15 protein-coding genes are annotated in these 15,108 nt (G+C 61.8%); 11 read left to right on the top strand and 4 right to left on the bottom strand.

The annotated features are described in order from the left end of the window. Window positions 1–213 precede the first annotated feature (213 nt). The 4 genes from ACRCYW_RS14030 (at window position 214) to ACRCYW_RS14015 (ending at window position 5,217) form a co-directional block, all read left to right on the top strand. Window positions 214–1,221, top strand: a complete 1,008-nt coding sequence (locus tag ACRCYW_RS14030; protein ID WP_438550684.1) for a Fe(3+) ABC transporter substrate-binding protein — start codon at window positions 214–216, stop codon at window positions 1,219–1,221. Window positions 1,222–1,260: 39 nt separating this feature from the next. After that, window positions 1,261–2,886, top strand: a complete 1,626-nt coding sequence (locus ACRCYW_RS14025; RefSeq protein ID WP_438550683.1) for an ABC transporter permease — start codon at window positions 1,261–1,263, stop codon at window positions 2,884–2,886. A 42-nt stretch (window positions 2,887–2,928) separates the two neighbouring features. Further along, window positions 2,929–3,963, top strand: coding sequence for an ABC transporter ATP-binding protein (locus ACRCYW_RS14020; protein ID WP_438550682.1), 1,035 nt, complete (start codon window positions 2,929–2,931; stop codon window positions 3,961–3,963). Between the two features lie 348 nt (window positions 3,964–4,311). Continuing rightward, window positions 4,312–5,217, top strand: coding sequence for a Dyp-type peroxidase (locus tag ACRCYW_RS14015; protein WP_438550681.1), 906 nt, complete (start codon window positions 4,312–4,314; stop codon window positions 5,215–5,217). 191 nt (window positions 5,218–5,408) lie between these two features. Here ACRCYW_RS14015 and argR read toward each other — a convergent pair whose 3' ends face one another. Next, a complete protein-coding gene (gene argR / locus ACRCYW_RS14010; protein ID WP_005308670.1) occupies window positions 5,409–5,879 on the bottom strand; it encodes a transcriptional regulator ArgR in 471 nt (156 codons plus the stop codon). A gap of 200 nt (window positions 5,880–6,079) precedes the next feature. On the opposite strand from argR, the gene ACRCYW_RS14005 reads away from it, so the two are divergent. The 6 genes from ACRCYW_RS14005 to ACRCYW_RS13980 all read left to right on the top strand — a co-directional run bounded on the left by ACRCYW_RS14005 (window position 6,080) and on the right by ACRCYW_RS13980 (window position 11,096). Next, entirely contained in the window at window positions 6,080–6,820 is a 741-nt protein-coding gene (locus ACRCYW_RS14005; RefSeq protein WP_438550680.1) for an ATP-binding cassette domain-containing protein, read from the top strand. A gap of 24 nt (window positions 6,821–6,844) precedes the next feature. Next, the gene (locus ACRCYW_RS14000; RefSeq protein WP_438550679.1) at window positions 6,845–7,585 is read left to right on the top strand and encodes a transporter substrate-binding domain-containing protein; all 741 of its coding nucleotides are present in this window, start codon (window positions 6,845–6,847) and stop codon (window positions 7,583–7,585) included. A gap of 3 nt (window positions 7,586–7,588) precedes the next feature. Continuing rightward, window positions 7,589–8,239: an arginine ABC transporter permease ArtQ gene (gene artQ / locus ACRCYW_RS13995; protein ID WP_438550678.1), complete on the top strand. Its 651-nt coding sequence runs from the start codon at window positions 7,589–7,591 to the stop codon at window positions 8,237–8,239. Between the two features lie 2 nt (window positions 8,240–8,241). Further along, a complete protein-coding gene (gene artM / locus ACRCYW_RS13990) occupies window positions 8,242–8,904 on the top strand; it encodes an arginine ABC transporter permease ArtM (RefSeq protein ID WP_438550677.1) in 663 nt (220 codons plus the stop codon). A gap of 242 nt (window positions 8,905–9,146) precedes the next feature. Then, on the top strand, window positions 9,147–10,082 hold the full coding sequence (gene mdh / locus ACRCYW_RS13985; protein ID WP_438550676.1) for a malate dehydrogenase: 936 nt from the start codon (window positions 9,147–9,149) through the stop codon (window positions 10,080–10,082). A gap of 369 nt (window positions 10,083–10,451) precedes the next feature. Next, window positions 10,452–11,096: a tetratricopeptide repeat protein gene (locus ACRCYW_RS13980; RefSeq protein ID WP_438550675.1), complete on the top strand. Its 645-nt coding sequence runs from the start codon at window positions 10,452–10,454 to the stop codon at window positions 11,094–11,096. A 70-nt stretch (window positions 11,097–11,166) separates the two neighbouring features. Here ACRCYW_RS13980 and hmpA read toward each other — a convergent pair whose 3' ends face one another. Next, window positions 11,167–12,360, bottom strand: coding sequence for an NO-inducible flavohemoprotein (gene hmpA / locus ACRCYW_RS13975; RefSeq protein WP_438550674.1), 1,194 nt, complete (start codon window positions 12,358–12,360; stop codon window positions 11,167–11,169). A gap of 111 nt (window positions 12,361–12,471) precedes the next feature. Between hmpA and ACRCYW_RS13970 the strand changes: the two genes are divergently transcribed. Further along, on the top strand, window positions 12,472–12,939 hold the full coding sequence (locus ACRCYW_RS13970; protein WP_349919680.1) for an Rrf2 family transcriptional regulator: 468 nt from the start codon (window positions 12,472–12,474) through the stop codon (window positions 12,937–12,939). Between the two features lie 31 nt (window positions 12,940–12,970). Here ACRCYW_RS13970 and ACRCYW_RS13965 read toward each other — a convergent pair whose 3' ends face one another. Together ACRCYW_RS13965 and ACRCYW_RS13960 are read right to left on the bottom strand one after the other, a co-directional pair. Further along, the gene (locus ACRCYW_RS13965) at window positions 12,971–14,251 is read right to left on the bottom strand and encodes an HlyC/CorC family transporter (protein ID WP_438550673.1); all 1,281 of its coding nucleotides are present in this window, start codon (window positions 14,249–14,251) and stop codon (window positions 12,971–12,973) included. 39 nt (window positions 14,252–14,290) lie between these two features. Continuing rightward, window positions 14,291–15,082, bottom strand: coding sequence for a cytochrome C assembly family protein (locus ACRCYW_RS13960; RefSeq protein ID WP_438550672.1), 792 nt, complete (start codon window positions 15,080–15,082; stop codon window positions 14,291–14,293). Window positions 15,083–15,108: the final 26 nt, after the last annotated feature.

Below are 15,108 nucleotides of genomic sequence, written 5' to 3'. Positions count from 1 at the left end.
AATGGGGATGGGCAGCAGGACGTGTCAGGCAAGCCAAAATATCGAGTGAATTATCATCGAGAGGCCGGATGGGACACCATCCGGTCTCTTTTGTTTGGTCGATGTTTGAATATGTGATCCTGCCTCCCTGAATCGCCTTGATCCCTGGGTTGCGCCTCGGGCAGAATGCAAAAAAAAATAATTATCAATGACACGCAACACAAGGAACGGACGATGAAAATGAAGATGCTGGCGCTGGCCTTCTCCACCCTGGTCGCCCAGTCGGCCTTTGCCGCCGGGGAAGTAAATGTCTACTCCAACCGCCAGGATGAGCTGATCAAGCCCATCATCCAGCAGTTCGAGAAGGAGACGGGGATCAAGGTCAACGTGGTGTTCGCCAAAGAGGGGCTGAACGAGCGTCTGGAGCGGGAAGGCAAGCTCTCCCCGGCCGACCTGATGCTGACCGTCGACATCAGCCGCCTGACCGATCTGGTGGACAAGGATCTGGTGCAGGCCGTCGACAGCAAGACCCTGCAGCAGAACATCCCCGCCATCTATCGGGATCCGGACAACAAGTGGTTCGCCCTGACCACCCGGGTGCGCGCCATCTACTCCAGCAAGGACCGCCTCGGCAAGCTCGACACCATCCGCTACGAAGATCTGGTGAAGCCTGAGTTCAAAGGGAAGATTTGTACCCGCAGCGGCAAGCACGAGTACAATGTGGCCCTGGTCTCCTCCATGATCGTCCACCACGGCATGGCCGACACCAAGACCTGGCTGGAAGGGGTCAAGGCCAACCTGGCGCGCAAGCCCCAGGGCAACGATCGGGATCAGGTCAAGGCGATCAAGGACGGCATCTGTGACCTGTCGCTGGGCAACAGCTACTACCTCGGCGCCATGCTGAAGGATCCGGCGCAGAAGTCCTGGGCCGATGCGGTGGAGATCAACTTCCCGAACCAGGCCGATCGCGGTGCCCACGTCAACGTAAGCGGAGTGGCCATGACCAAGTACGCCAAGAACAAGGAGGCGGCCCAGAAGCTGATGGAGTTCCTCTCCAGCGACACCGCCCAGCACATGTACGCGGACGTGAACGCCGAGTACCCGGTTAAGGCCGGTGTGGAGCCGTCCGCCATGGTCAAGTCCTGGGGCAGCTTCAAGTCTGACGCCCTGCCGGTCAGTGACTACGCCAAGCACCGCAAGGATGCCTTGCAGCTGCTGGATGAAGTGAAGTTCGACCTCTAATCGGATGGGGCCGCCGGCCCCATCAACTTCTGTGATCTCATGAAACATCCTGGTTGGATTGCCGGCAGTTGGGCGAGCGCCCTGCTGCTGGGTTTACCCGTACTCGCCCTCGTCTTCTCCGCCTTCTCGGCGGACGGGGAGCTGTTCTCCCATCTCGCCGATACCGTCTTGCCGGACTACCTCGCCAACACTGCCTGCCTGGTGCTGGGGGTGGTGGGGCTCAGCCTGCTGTTCGGCGTACCCACCGCCTGGCTGGTGGCCATGTGCCAGGTGCCAGGGCGCCGTGCCCTGCAGTGGGCGCTGATGCTGCCCATGGCCATGCCCTCCTATATCGTCGCCTACGTCTATACCGACTTGCTCGACTACTCGGGCCCCTTGCAGGGGGGGCTGCGCACCCTGTTCGGCTGGCAGAGCCCGGCGGATTACTGGTTCCCGGCCATTCGTACCCTGGGGGGCGCCGCCTGGGTGCTGGCCCTGGTGCTCTTCCCTTATGTCTATCTGCTGGCACGTGCCTCCTTTCTAGAGCAGTCCGTCAGCCTCATTCACTCCAGCAGACTGCTCGGCTGCAGCCCCTGGCAGAGCTTTCGCCGCCTTAGCCTGCCTTTGGCTCGCCCCGCCATCATGGTGGCCGCCTCCCTGGTGGCGATGGAGACACTGGCGGACTTTGCCACCGTCCACTTCTTCGCCCTCAATACCCTCACCACGGCCATCTACGATACCTGGCTCGGCTACGGCAGCCTGGCCACCGCCGCCAAGCTCTCCTGTCTGATGCTGCTGGCCGTGGTGCTGCTGATCGCGCTGGAGCGCCGCTCCCGCCGGCGCCAGCAGGTGTTCCAGAAGTCCATGGGTCATGAGGCGCCCCTGAGCTACCCCCTCAAGGGCTTGCCTCGCCTGCTCGCCGGCCTCTGGTGCTGGGGCCTGGTGCTGGCGGGCTTCGCCCTGCCGTTCGCTATCCTGCTCGACTACGGGGTGCGCTACTTCGCCCTCTCCTGGACGCCGGAGTTTGTGCGCTTCGCCGGCAACAGCCTGCTGATCTCGGCCCTGACCGCCCTGCTGGCCATGGCCGTTGCCCTGCTGCTCGGCTTCTGTCGCCGCCTCGATGGCAGTACCCGCAGCCTGCTGCCCCTGCGCATCGCCGCCATGGGTTACGCCATGCCGGGTACCGTGCTCGCCATCGGGGTGCTGGTGCCGTTGACGGCGCTGGATTTTGGCATCAACGATCTGGCCGACTGGCTCGGGATGCAGGGGCCGGGCTTGCTGCTGACCGGCACCCTCACCGCCATCGTCTTCGGCTATCTGGTGCGCTTCGTGGCCATCGCCATCGGCTCGGTGGAGAGCAGCATGGGCAAGATCTCCCCGAGCCTGGATGCGGCGGCCCGCTCCCTGGGGCAGGGGAGCGGGGGCATGTTGCGGCGGGTGCACCTGCCCCTGGTGCGGCGTGGCTTGTTCGCCGGTGCCCTGCTGGTGTTTATCGAATCCATGAAGGAGCTGCCCGCCGCCCTGTTGCTGAGGCCGTTCAACTTCGAGACCCTGGCGACCCACGTCTATCAGTTCGTCTCGGACGAGATGCTGGAGCGGGGGGCGCTCGGCGCCATCGTCATCGTGCTGGTGGGCCTGGTGCCCCTCATCTGGATCAACCGCAGCCTGGACAGCCAGGGCCACTGAGCCCATGTCCGGTCTGGCGTCAAAGAACAAAGGAGACGAGCCTTGTCTTGCCTGAATATCGAGAAGGTCAGCTGCCACTACAACGGTCGCCCCGTGCTGGAGCAACTCTCCCTGCGAGTGGCCGACAACGAGATCGTCTGCCTGCTGGGTGCGAGCGGTTGTGGCAAGACCACCTTGCTCAAGGCGGTAGCCGGCCTGCTGCCGCTGGCACAAGGAGAGATCCGGCTCGGCGAGACCCTGCTGGACGGGCCGGGGACTAGCCTGGCGCCGGAGGCGCGCAACATCGGTATGATCTTCCAGGATTACGCCCTGTTTCCGCATCTGACGGTGGCCGATAATGTCGGCTTCGGCCTGACTCGACTCGACCGTAGTACCCGCCAGCAGCAGGTGGAGGAGGCGCTGGCCCTGGTCAACCTGCAGGGGCTGGGGGAGCGCTATCCCCATCAGCTCTCCGGTGGTCAGCAGCAGCGGGTCGCCATCGCCCGCGCCCTGGTGTGCAAGCCGCGGCTGATGCTGCTGGACGAGCCCTTCTCCAACATCGATACCCAGGTACGGATGAAGCTCATCCTAGAGATCCGCGCCCTGCTCAAGCGCCAGGGCATAGGGGCCATCTTCGTCAGCCACAGCAAGGAGGAGGCGTTCGCCTTCGCCGATCGGCTAGCGCTGTTTCGGGCCGGCCATATCGAGCAGGTGGGGGAGCCGGAACGGCTCTACCGCCGTCCAGAGAATCGCTTCGTGGCGGAGTTTCTCGGCGGGGTCAACTACCTGGCCGCCGAGGTGGTGGACGAGCGCTGTGTCGAAACGGCCCTGGGGCGGATCTGCGGTCAGGAGCCCCACGGCCGCGCCGTCGGCGAGCGGCTGCAGCTGATGCTCAGGCCCCAGCAGCTGGCGCTGACGGCGGCAGTCGAAGGGGGGCTGGTGATACGGGAACAGCAGTTCCTCGGTCACCACTGCCGGGTGCTGCTGGCGTGCGGGGAACAACTGCTGGAGGCCAGCACGGGGGAACCCGTCGAAGGGGAGAGGGTGAGGGTGACGGTCGCCCCCCATGCCTTGGTGCTGTTCGACTCTTTGCCCTAGGGTCTGTTGCCGTCTCGGCGTAAACTGCGTTGTCGCGTCAAATGGCGCCAGGCTAGGCGCTGGAAACCGGCAATGGCCATTCCCTTGCCAAGTCCAGCAACGAGGCATGGCATCATTTGCCGCACAACCCGCAGGGACGGGGGTGTTTTTACGCATGACGTCGATGCTTGATGGCTTGTTTGGACGACCAGGCTGGCTCCTTAAGGTCGGGTGCAGCGTAAAAACAAACCCAGTCGCGGTCGTGTCGAGATGGGAATAGACCCTATATAGCGATGTGAAATCAAGGAATTGACCCGGTTCCGGTTTATAATCCCGCCACGCCCTTAGCCAATGTCTTTGGAGAGATAAATGAAAGCCCAAGCCGGGATCTGCGCAGAGCCGAATCTGCACGCCCTCTATCTGATGTTCAATCGCACCGGTGATGGCGCTGAGCTGGCGGCCCGTCTGGCCAAGCTGCCGCTGCTGTGGGATGCGGTGAGTGCCGACTTCCCCGATGCCGGTTTCAGCGGCCTGGTGGCCGTGGGCGCCGAAGGCTGGGATGCCATCTATCCGGCCGCCCGTCCGCCCCAGTTCCGTGGCTTTATGGCCCAGTCCGCCAACGGTCAGGAGGCGCCGAGCACCCCCTTCGATCTCTTCGTGCAACTGCGCGCCGACCGGGTGGATGTGCTGCATCACGCCGGTCACCGCGTCATGGCGCTGCTGGCGGGTCTGGTGGAGTTGGCCGAAGAGGTGCGGGGCTTCCGCAACCTGGATTACCGGGATCTCACCGGCTTCGTCGATGGCACCGAGAACCCGCAGGACGGGCACAGGGCCGAGGTGGCACTGCTGGAGGGTGGCGAGTTCGCCGGTGGCTCTTACATCCACGTGCAGCGCTGGGTCCACGCCCTGACCGACTGGCAGAAGCTGGCGACCAAGGAGCAGGAAGACATCATTGGTCGTACCAAGGTGGACAACATCGAGTATGAGTCCGCCGACAAGCCGCTGACCTCCCACATCAAGCGGGTCAACCTCAAGACTCCCAAGGGGGAGTCCATGGAGATACTGCGCCAGAGCATGCCCTGGGGCACCATGCAGGAGCAGGGGCTCTACTTCATCTCCTGCTGCCGCACCCCGCTGCACTTCAACGCCATGCTGGCGAGCATGTACAAGGGGGAGGGCAGCCACTACGATCACCTGCTGCGCTTCACCAAGGCGGTGACCGGGGTGGCGCTGTTCGCACCCTCGCAAGATTTCCTGCTGTCGCAGGGTAAATAAGGGCGCGAACACGTTGAAGGAATGCGCCGAACTGGGCGGCCCGTGACGGGCTCCGACCTGTCGACCCATCTCTGGCGCCGGGCAACCGAGCCCGGCTATTCGTCAGGTGGCCAGCAGGCCGCCCAGATAACAAAAATCCCGGCCTAGGCCGGGATTTTTCGTTCAGGTCACGGGCCGGGAGGCCAGCCTGATCAGGGGGTCTGTTCGAACAGCTCGAGGGCCGAGAGGTAGAGTTCCTCGATATCGGTGTCGCTGGTCGGGGTGATGAAGATGGTATCGTCACCGGCTATGGTGCCGAGGATCCCTTCGGCCTTGCCGAGGGAGTCGAGCAGGCGGGCGATCAGCTGGGCGGCACCTGGGCTGGTGTGGATCACTACCAGGGCGCCGTTGTGGTCGACGTCCAGCACCAGGTTCTTGAGGGGGCTGGAGGTGGTCGGCACACCCAGTTCCACCGGCAGGCAGTAGACCATCTCCATCTTGGCGTTGCGGGTGCGGACGGCGCCGAAGCGGCTCAGCATGCGCGAGACCTTGGATTGGTTGATGTTCTCGAAGCCCATCTCTTGCAAGGCGGTGACTATCTCTGCCTGGGAGCCAAAACGCTCCTCTTTTAGCAGGGCTTTAAAGGCCTTGGCCAGTTTTTCTTGCTTGTCGTTATGTTTCATCTTGGACTCACGAATGAGGGGTGTGGCCGCCTGTCACGCTCAGGCGGCAGATACGAACAGCGCTGCTATTTTGCATTCATATGCCGGTTTTGGCAAGGAAGCGGCGCTTCTTCTGCATATTGATTCAAATATAGCTTGCATCCACTTATGCCGGCGCTAGAATCAGGACGAAATTTTGAAAACTTATTCAATTAGGTCGTATGGGTATTGAATTAATCGGCATCGAGAAATCCTGGCACAAGGTGCAGGTACTGCAGCAGGTCAGCTTCAAGACCGCTCCCGGCGAGACCTTGGTATTACTGGGCCCGAGCGGTGCGGGCAAGAGTTCGCTGCTGCGCATGATGAACCTGCTGGATACCCCGGATGCCGGTGTGCTGCGCATCGCTGACAGTGAATTTTCTTTCCCGAGCGACCTCTCCCCGGCGGAATTCAATCGCCAGGCCCAGGCCCTGCGTCGCAAGGTGGGCATGGTGTTCCAGCAGTACAACCTCTGGCCCCATCTCACCGTGATGGAGAACCTCATCGAGGCGCCGGTCAAGGTGCTCGGTATGAGCCGTGAGGCCGCCATCGAGAAGGGCAGTTATCTGCTGACCCAGTTGCAGCTTGCAGACAAGCGCGACGCCTGGCCGGCGCGTCTGTCCGGCGGCCAGCAGCAGCGGGTGGCCATCGCCCGCACCCTGATGATGGATCCCCAGGTGCTGCTGTTTGACGAGCCCACCGCGGCGCTCGATCCTGAAATTACCAAAGAGGTGGCGGAGATCATCCGCACCCTGAGCCAGACCGGCATCACCCAGGTGGTGGTGACCCACGAGGTGGAGTTCGCCCGCAAGGTGGCCAGTCAGGTGATCTATCTGGAGAAGGGGCGGATCATCGAGTCCGGTAGCGCCGCCATCTTCCAGGCCCCGCAAACCAGCCGGTTTGCCGAATTCTTGATGCATTGATATTGAATCGATAAGGAAGCTGTCATGAAAAAGAGTCTGTTGCTGGTTGCGGCCATGGGCCTGCTGAGCACCTCGGTGCTGGCCAAGGAGATCAAGTTCGCCACCGAGGCGACCTACGCACCGTTCGAATACCTGGACGACAAGAACGAGTTCCAGGGCTTCGACATCGACCTGGCCCGCGCCATCTGCGCCCAGGCCAAGCTGGAGTGCAGCTTCCACAACCAGGCCTTCGACAGCCTGATCCCGAGCCTCAAGTTCCGTCGCTATGACGCCGCCATCGCCGCCATGGACGTGACCCCGGAGCGGGCCGCCCAGGTCGACTTCTCCGACATCTATTACCAGAACTCCGCCGTGTTCGTGGCCAAGAAGGGCGCCTTCAAGGGGCCGGAAGAGATGGTCGACAAGACGGTCGGCGTGCAGAACGGCTCCTCTCACCAGTCCTATCTGGTGGATAACTGGATCGGCAAGGGTCTGCTGACCGTGCCGTACGCCAGCTACCAGAGCGCCTTCCTCGACATGATGAACGGCCGCACCGACGGCGTCTTCGCCGACACCGCCGTCGCCGCCGACTGGCTGAAGCAGCACAAGGATTACGGTGTGATAGGTTCCCCGGTGACCGACACCAAGTACTTCGGTACCGGCTTTGGCATCGCGGTGGCCAAGGACAACAAAGAGCTGCTGGCCCAGCTGAACAAGGGGCTGGCCGAGATCAAGGCCAACGGCACCTATCAGAAGATCTATGACAAATACTTCGCGCAGCAATAAGCCATGTTGAGTCTGTTGTTGGATGCGGCCTGGATGACGCTGGGGCTGGCCCTGGCGTCTCTGGTGGGCGGCATGGTGCTGGCGCTGGGATTCAGCGCCGCCGAGCTCAGCAAGCGGAATTGGTTGGTGTGGCCAGTGGCCACCCTGACCACCCTGATCCGTGGCCTGCCCGAGCTGCTGGTGGTGCTGTTCATCTACTTCGGCTCGACCCAGGTGCTGTTCCTCATCACCGGCGAGTACGTGGAGTTCAGCCCCTTCGCCTGCGGCGTGCTGGCGCTCTCCCTGCTGTTTGCCAGCTATGCCACCCAGACCCTGCGGGCGGCCCTCAATGCGGTGCCGGCCGGTCAGCGGCTGGCGGCCATGGCCCTCGGGCTTGGCAAGGGACACATCTTCTTTCGCATCGTGCTGCCCCAGGCCTGGCGCCACGCCCTGCCCGGGCTCGGCAACCAGTGGCTGGTGCTGCTCAAAGACACGGCCTTGGTCTCCCTGATCGGGGTGAACGAGATGATGCGCCAGGCGCAGATGGCCTCGGCCAGCACCTATGAACCCTTCACCTGGTATGCCGCCGCGGCCCTCATCTACCTGGCCATCAGCCTGGTGAGTGAATTCGGCCTCAAGCAGGCTGCCCGCTATACCCGCCGCTACGGAGGTTGACCATGCAGGATTACCTCATGACCCTGCTGGGGGGGCTGGCCATCACCCTGCAGCTCACCGCGTTCAGCCTGCTGCTTGGCGTGCTGCTGGCCGCCGCCATGACCTGGGTGCTGGAGCGCCGCATTCCGGTCGCCACCCAGCTGGTGCAGCTCTGGGTGCTGGTCTTCACCGGCACGCCGCTGCTCATCCAGATCTTCCTCATCTACTACGGCCCCGGCCAGTTCGAGTGGCTCAAAGCAAGTCCGCTCTGGCCGCTGCTCAAGCAGCCCTGGTTCTGCGCCGTGCTGGCGCTGGGCTTCAATACCGCGGCTTATTCCACCCGGCTGTTCAAGGGGGCGCTCGATGCCATCCCCGCCGGCGAGGTGGAAGCCTGCCGGGCGCTCGGCTTCTCCGCCGGCCAGACCCTGTGGATGAAGGTGCGTCATGCCGCCCGCCGGCTGGTGCCTGCCTACTCCAATGAGGTGATCCTGGTACTCAAGGGCAGCTCGCTCGCCAGTACCATCACCATCATGGATATCATGGGGCTGGCCCAGCGTCTCAACGCCCAGACCTATGACACTTTGGCTGTGTTCACCGTGGCCGGTGCCCTCTACCTGACCTTGAATGGATTGTTAACAATTGGTTTCCGCTGGTGCGAGCGCAGGGCACTGGCATTCCAGGCATAGGGCAGTCGTTTTTACCTCTTAATGGTGAGGTGAGCACAGAAAATCTGTGCTTTTCCTCCCATTAATCGCATATTCCTCTCTGTTTTCCTCGTCGCTGCTCCCTGGCTCACAGAACCTGTGATTACAACTGTTATCAGATTGTTTTTTACCAGGGGATCCTTTAAGGTGATGCCCACAATAAGAAGCCGTCTTAATCCCAACAAGAAACAACCTTAAACCTACGCTTGAACATGGAGTTGATCATGAAAGTTGCCGTTCTGGGTGCCGCCGGTGGCATCGGCCAAGCCCTCGCTCTGCTGTTGAAAAATCGCCTGCCTGCCGGTTCCGAATTGAGCCTGTATGACATTGCCCCGGTCACCCCGGGTGTTGCAGCCGATCTGAGCCACATCCCGACTGACGTGAAAGTAAAAGGTTTCTGCGGTGAAGATCCGAGCCCGGCTCTGGTCGGCGCCGATGTTGTGCTGATCTCCGCCGGCGTGGCTCGCAAGCCCGGCATGGATCGTTCCGACCTGTTCAACATCAACGCCGGTATCGTCAAGAATCTGGTGGAGAAGTGTGCGGCCAGCTGCCCGAAGGCGCTGATCGGCATCATCACCAACCCGGTCAACACCACGGTCGCCATCGCCGCCGAAGTGCTGAAGAAGGCCGGTGTCTATGACAAGCGTCGCCTGTTCGGCGTCACCACCCTGGACGTCATCCGTGGCGAGACCTTCGTGGCCGAGGCCAAGGGCCTGAACGTCGACAAGGTTCGCATCAACGTGATCGGTGGCCACAGTGGCGTGACCATTCTGCCGCTGCTGTCCCAGATCGAAGGGGCCAGCTTCAGCGCCGAAGAAGCGGCTGCCATGACCAAGCGCATCCAGAATGCCGGTACCGAAGTGGTGGAAGCCAAGGCCGGTGGCGGTTCTGCCACCCTGTCCATGGGTCAGGCGGCCTGCCGCTTCGGTCTGTCCCTGATCAAGGGTCTGCAGGGCGAAGCCAACGTCATCGAGTGCGCCTATGTGGAAGGCAACGGCGAGCACGCCACCTTCTTCGCGCAGCCTGTGCTGCTCGGCAAGAACGGTGTCGAGTCCGTGCTGGACTATGGCAAGCTGAGCGCCTTCGAGCAAGAAGCCATGAACAGCATGCTGGCCACCCTGAAGGCCGACATCCAGCTGGGTATCGACTTCGTCAAATAAGCCGTTTGAGTCGTCACAAGGGGAGCCTCGGCTCCCCTTTGCCATTTCTGGTGAGGGGCTAACGAAACGGGGGAGGCGGCCGATAACAGGAGGCAGCAGGAGATCCCTATGATAAAACCCAGTTCCCTCGTCGGCCTTATCTGTCTATGCAGCCTCCCCTTGCAGGGGGCAGAGAGTGTCTCGGCTGCCCCGGCCACCCTGAGTCCGGCATCCTCCGCAGCGCCCTCCCTGGCCGCGACACCGGCCTCGTCTGCCGTCTCGACGGCCTTGTCTTCCACTAATGCTGCGCCAGCCCCCGTTGCCCCCAGCACGGACAATCTCGCCGCCCCCATTTCATCGCCCATCATGGCCCCCGGGGTGGCAGGAGCCATGGCGGTGCCTCCGGCCCAGGCCGCGCCGATCTCGGCCCAGGCTTCGGCGCCACAGCCCAAGCCCGTCGTTCCCGCTCCCATCGCCACGGGTGAGCTGAAGGCGGTGCCGCTCTATCGGCAGGATGAGCTGCTCAACTGGATAGAGCAGGGACGCCATCTGACCCAGGTGAAGCAGGACAGGTGCCAGCTGACCCAGGATATCGAGGCACGTGCCTCGGTGATGAAGATCCCGGCCTATCAGTTCCTGTGGGGGGACATGCTGGCCTGGGGAGTCTGCATCAAACCCGATGCCGAGATAGGGGTGCAATATATGTGGGAGGCGGCCAATCAGGGGTTGGCTCCCGCGTTGGAGCAGCTCGGCCGCTATTACTGGAAGGGCATACTGGTGCAAAAGGATCTGGTGCGCGCCGAGACCCTGATGCGGGAGGCGGCGAGCCTGGGTTTCTTGCGGGCACAGATCGAATGGGTCGAGATGCTGCTGCAGGGGATGGGGAGTCCGCTGGATTATGAGGAGGCCTATCACTGGCTGCACGGCGCCGTCATCGGCGACAAGGCGACGCACCAGAAGGCGGCCAGCCTGCTGAGCAGGCTCGGCAATCGTATGCCGGCCAATGCCATCGCCCGCGCCAAGGCGATGCGCTGAGCCCGCTTTGATGTGACAAGGCCCACGCAGTGCGTGGGCCTTGTTGTATGCGGGGGTTGCTTGGCCGGTATCAGAGATCCTGATGGGGGCCGAACACCTCGTAATGCATCTTGTCGGCAGGTACGCCGAGGCAGCTCAGCTGTCCCTTCACCGATTTCATGAAGCCGAGGGGACCGCAGAAGTAGAAGTGGGCATTGGCCGGGATGAGGGCGCTGACCTGTTCAATATCCAGGGTGCCGGCGAAGTCATAGTCCTTCCCTTGCTCGTCCTGCACCGCCGGCTCCCGATACCAGACCCGGCTCTCCAGCCTGGCATGCTGCCGGCTCTTCTCGCGTATCTCCTCCTTGAAGGCGTGCAGGGCGCCGTGATCGCAGGCGTGCAGCCAGCGGATCTCGGCGTCATGGCCGTTGGCCAGCAGCTGGTTCAGCATGCTCAGCATGGGGGTCAGACCCACACCGGCGGAGAGCAACACCACGGGCGTGCGGGTATCGGCCTGCAGGAAGAAGTCACCTGTGGGTGGCATCAGCGACACCTCGTCACCGACTTGCAGCACGTCGTGCAGCAGGTTGGAGACCTGGCCTTCTGGCTCGCGCTTGACGCTGATCCGGTAGTCACGGCCGTTGGGCGCATCCGAGAGGGAGTACTGGCGGATCTCCTGATACTCGAGTTCGGAGTGATTGAGCTGGATGCTGAGGTATTGGCCAGGTTTGAAGGTGAGCACAGGTTTGCCATCGGCGGGAACCATCACGAAGGAGGTGATGAGCTCGCTCTCCTTGCGCTTCTCCCGAATGATGAAGGGGCGGGCACCTTGCCAGCCGCCTTGCTGCGCCGCCTTCTCCCGATAGATCTCGCTCTCGCGGCCGATGAAGATGCTGGCCAGCACCCCATAAGCCTTGCCCCAGGCGTCCAGCACCTCGTCGGTGACCGCTTCGCCACCCAATTCTTTGAGCGTGGCCAAGAGATGACTACCCACAATGTGATATTGTTCCGGTTGAATCAGGAAACCCGTGTGCTTGTGGGCGATGCGTTCCACCGCGCCGGACAGGGCACCCAGGTTGTCGATATTCTTGGCGTAGGCCGCGACGGCGTTGAACAGGGCCAGGGGTTGGCCACCGCTGCGCTGGTGCGCCAGGTTGAAAATATCCTTCAGCTCGGGGTTGTGGCTGAACATGCGCTGATAGAAGTGCTGGGTGAGGGCGGGGCCCGCCGATTCGAGCAAGGGAATGGTACTTTTGATGACGGCGATGGTGGCTTGATCTAACATAGGGATCCTTTCTAATTGAACATCTAGAATGTCATTTAATAAGTGGCATCCTAGATGTTTAATTGATCTGAATCAATAACCAATTTTTCTGCGCTATGCGCCACAGGCATTATGAGACTGACTAGCTATACCGATTTTGGATTGAGAGCCCTGCTCTATCTGGCCACACTGCCGGAAGGGGAGCTGTCGAGCGTGGCCAAGGTGTCCGCCTTGTACGACGTGTCCCGCAACCACATGGTGAAGGTGGTGAACCAGCTGGTGAAGCTGGGCTATCTGCAGTCCCAGCGTGGCAAGAATGGCGGGATCCGCATGGCCTGTGCACCGGAGGAGGTGAACATAGGCCAGGTGATCCGGGCGCTGGAGGGCAACCTGGACGGCATCGACTGCAACTCGCCCGTCTGCCACATCGTCTCGGTCTGCCTGTTGAAGAGCGCCCTGAAGGAGGCGATGAACGCCTTCCTGGCGGTGATGGATGGCTACACCCTGAAAGACTTGCTGGCCAATCGCGACGAGCTGCAGCGAGTGTTCGGGGAGATGATCCCGACCCTGGTGCTGGAACCGGACGACGAAAACGAATGAGACGAAAAAGGCTGCCATCGGCAGCCTTTTTTCAATCCTCGTAACCCGACTCGTTACGGTATAGATGCGGCATGATCCGCGCCATCTTCACCATGTTGTTCTCCACTTCGAGGATCTCGATGGGATAGCCCGCGAGGCGGACGCTGATGTTGGGCTGGGGGATCTCCTCCAGGTATTCCAAGATGGCCCCGTTGAGGGTGCGCGGACCGTCCATGGGCAGATGCCAGTTCATCTCCTTGTTCAGCTCGCGGATATTGGCAGAGCCTTCCACCAGGAAGGAGCCGTCGGGCTGGGGGTGGATCTCGTCGCTCGGTGCCGGCGCCATGGAGGTGGTGAAGTCCCCGACTATCTCTTCGAGAATGTCGTCCAGGGTGATCAGCCCCTGAATATCCCCGTACTCGTCGACGATCAGCCCGATCCGCTCCTTGTTGCGCTGGAACTTGGCCAACTGCACGTTGAGGGGGGTCCCTTCAGGAATGAAGTAGATGGGATCCACTTCCCGGAGCAGGCTGGACTTGCTGAACTGATCCCTGGCCACCAGTCTGAGTGCATCTCTGACGTGAAAAAAACCGACAACATCGTCGATGTTGTCGCGATAGAGCAGGATCTTGGTGTGAGCACAGTGGGCCAGCTGGCGTAGTATGGTCTTCCAGTCATCGTTGATGTCGATGGCGGAGATCTCGTTGCGCGGCACCATGATGTTCTCCACCGTCATCTTGTCCAGATCCAGGATGCTGATCAGCATCTCCTGATGACGCTGAGGAATGAGGCTACCCGCCTCGTTCACTATGGTGCGCAGCTCCTCGGTGTTGAGGGAGTCATCCTTGCGGTGATCCAGCCGCATCAGCTTGAGCAAGAGATTGGTGATGCCGTTGATTAGCCAGACGAAGGGGGAGAGGGGAACCATCAACCCCTTGAGCACCCAGGAGGCGGGATAGGCGATGCGCTCTGGGAACATGGCCGCCAGGGTCTTGGGGGTCACCTCCCCGAACACCAGCACCACCAGGGTCAGGCCGAAGGTGGCGATGGCGACGCCGAGATCCCCGAACAGCCGGATGCAGACTATGGTGGCGATGGCGGAGGCCAGAATGTTGACCAGGTTGTTGCCGATGAGGATGAGACCGAGCAGGCGATCCGGCCTCGCCAGCAGTTTTTCAACCCGGCGGGCGGCCTTGTGCTTGGTCTGGGCCAGATGCCGCAACTTGTAGCGGTTGAGGGACATCAGACCGGTTTCGGAACTGGAGAAGAAGGCTGACAAGAGGATCAAGATAACGAGCACAATCAGTAATGTACTCGTTGAGATACTGTCCAAGAAGGGCTCCTGTTGAGTAATGAGGGGAGGGCTGAGCCGTCAGCTCAGCAAGACTTCCTTGACGAAGCGGCTACCAAAGTAGGCCAGAGTCAGGATGACGCTGCCGATGAGGCTCAGCGTGATGACCTTGCGACCGCGCCAGCCGCGGGTATGGTGGCCCCACAGCAGCAGTACATAGACGCACCAGGCCAGGATCGAGAGCACCGCCTTGTGGGACTTGCCCTGAGCGAACATGTCCTCGAGGAAGAAGAGGCCGGAGGCGATGGAGAGGGTCAGCAGGAAGAGGCCGGCCGAGATGAGCTGGAACAGCCGCCGTTCCACCGTCATCAGCGGAGGCATGGCAGGCAGGCTGCTGATTTTTCTGGATTTAAGCTGTCTGTCCAGGCAGGCGAGCTGAAGGGCAAACAGGCAGGCGATCATCAGCACCGAGTAGGCCATCAGGGCCAGGCCTATGTGCAGCAGCAGCTGGGGATGGGCTTCCAGATGGGTGATGTAGCGACCCGGGATGAGGGCGCTCGCCGCCAGCAGCAAGGCGGAGAAGCTGTAGACCACGGGGAGCAGGATCCAGCCGTTGAAGCGGCGGGTGACGCAGGTCATGAAGCAGCTGATGATGAGGCTGACCAGGGAGGCGACGTTCAGCATGCTGAGGTTCTGACCCGACTGGGTGGCCAGGACTTCGCTGCCGACCGCGACGCCATGGGCTGTCAGGGCCAGGCCGACACAGGCGAACAGCGAGACTTGCCCGACGGGCTTGGCGCTGAGCAGCAGGTGCAGCGAGGCGATGATGGCCAGCAGATAAAACGCCAGGGCCAGGATAGAGATCACGATCATAACCAGGTCGTTGTTAGGCAAGCTTT

The organism is Aeromonas sp. (genome assembly GCF_051657805.1).
In the GTDB taxonomy this organism is placed as follows: Bacteria; Pseudomonadota; Gammaproteobacteria; order Enterobacterales; family Aeromonadaceae; genus Aeromonas.
Note: the sequence above shows the minus strand (reverse complement) of the source record. Positions and strands in the feature narration are given on the sequence as shown.

Bases quoted from the DNA above. Each gene is read 5' to 3' on its own strand.
- ACRCYW_RS13960 (WP_438550672.1), bottom strand. From the start codon at position 15,082: ATGATCGTGATCTCTATCCTGGCCCTGGCGTTTTATCTGCTGGCCATC.
- ACRCYW_RS14015 (WP_438550681.1), top strand. From the start codon at position 4,312: ATGAAAGCCCAAGCCGGGATCTGCGCAGAGCCGAATCTGCACGCCCTC.
- mdh (WP_438550676.1), top strand. From the start codon at position 9,147: ATGAAAGTTGCCGTTCTGGGTGCCGCCGGTGGCATCGGCCAAGCCCTC.
- ACRCYW_RS13980 (WP_438550675.1), top strand. From the start codon at position 10,452: ATGGCGGTGCCTCCGGCCCAGGCCGCGCCGATCTCGGCCCAGGCTTCG.
- ACRCYW_RS14005 (WP_438550680.1), top strand. From the start codon at position 6,080: ATGGGTATTGAATTAATCGGCATCGAGAAATCCTGGCACAAGGTGCAG.
- ACRCYW_RS14025 (WP_438550683.1), top strand. From the start codon at position 1,261: ATGAAACATCCTGGTTGGATTGCCGGCAGTTGGGCGAGCGCCCTGCTG.
- ACRCYW_RS13970 (WP_349919680.1), top strand. From the start codon at position 12,472: ATGAGACTGACTAGCTATACCGATTTTGGATTGAGAGCCCTGCTCTAT.
- hmpA (WP_438550674.1), bottom strand. From the start codon at position 12,360: ATGTTAGATCAAGCCACCATCGCCGTCATCAAAAGTACCATTCCCTTG.
- artM (WP_438550677.1), top strand. From the start codon at position 8,242: ATGCAGGATTACCTCATGACCCTGCTGGGGGGGCTGGCCATCACCCTG.
- ACRCYW_RS14030 (WP_438550684.1), top strand. From the start codon at position 214: ATGAAAATGAAGATGCTGGCGCTGGCCTTCTCCACCCTGGTCGCCCAG.
- ACRCYW_RS14000 (WP_438550679.1), top strand. From the start codon at position 6,845: ATGAAAAAGAGTCTGTTGCTGGTTGCGGCCATGGGCCTGCTGAGCACC.
- artQ (WP_438550678.1), top strand. From the start codon at position 7,589: ATGTTGAGTCTGTTGTTGGATGCGGCCTGGATGACGCTGGGGCTGGCC.
- argR (WP_005308670.1), bottom strand. From the start codon at position 5,879: ATGAAACATAACGACAAGCAAGAAAAACTGGCCAAGGCCTTTAAAGCC.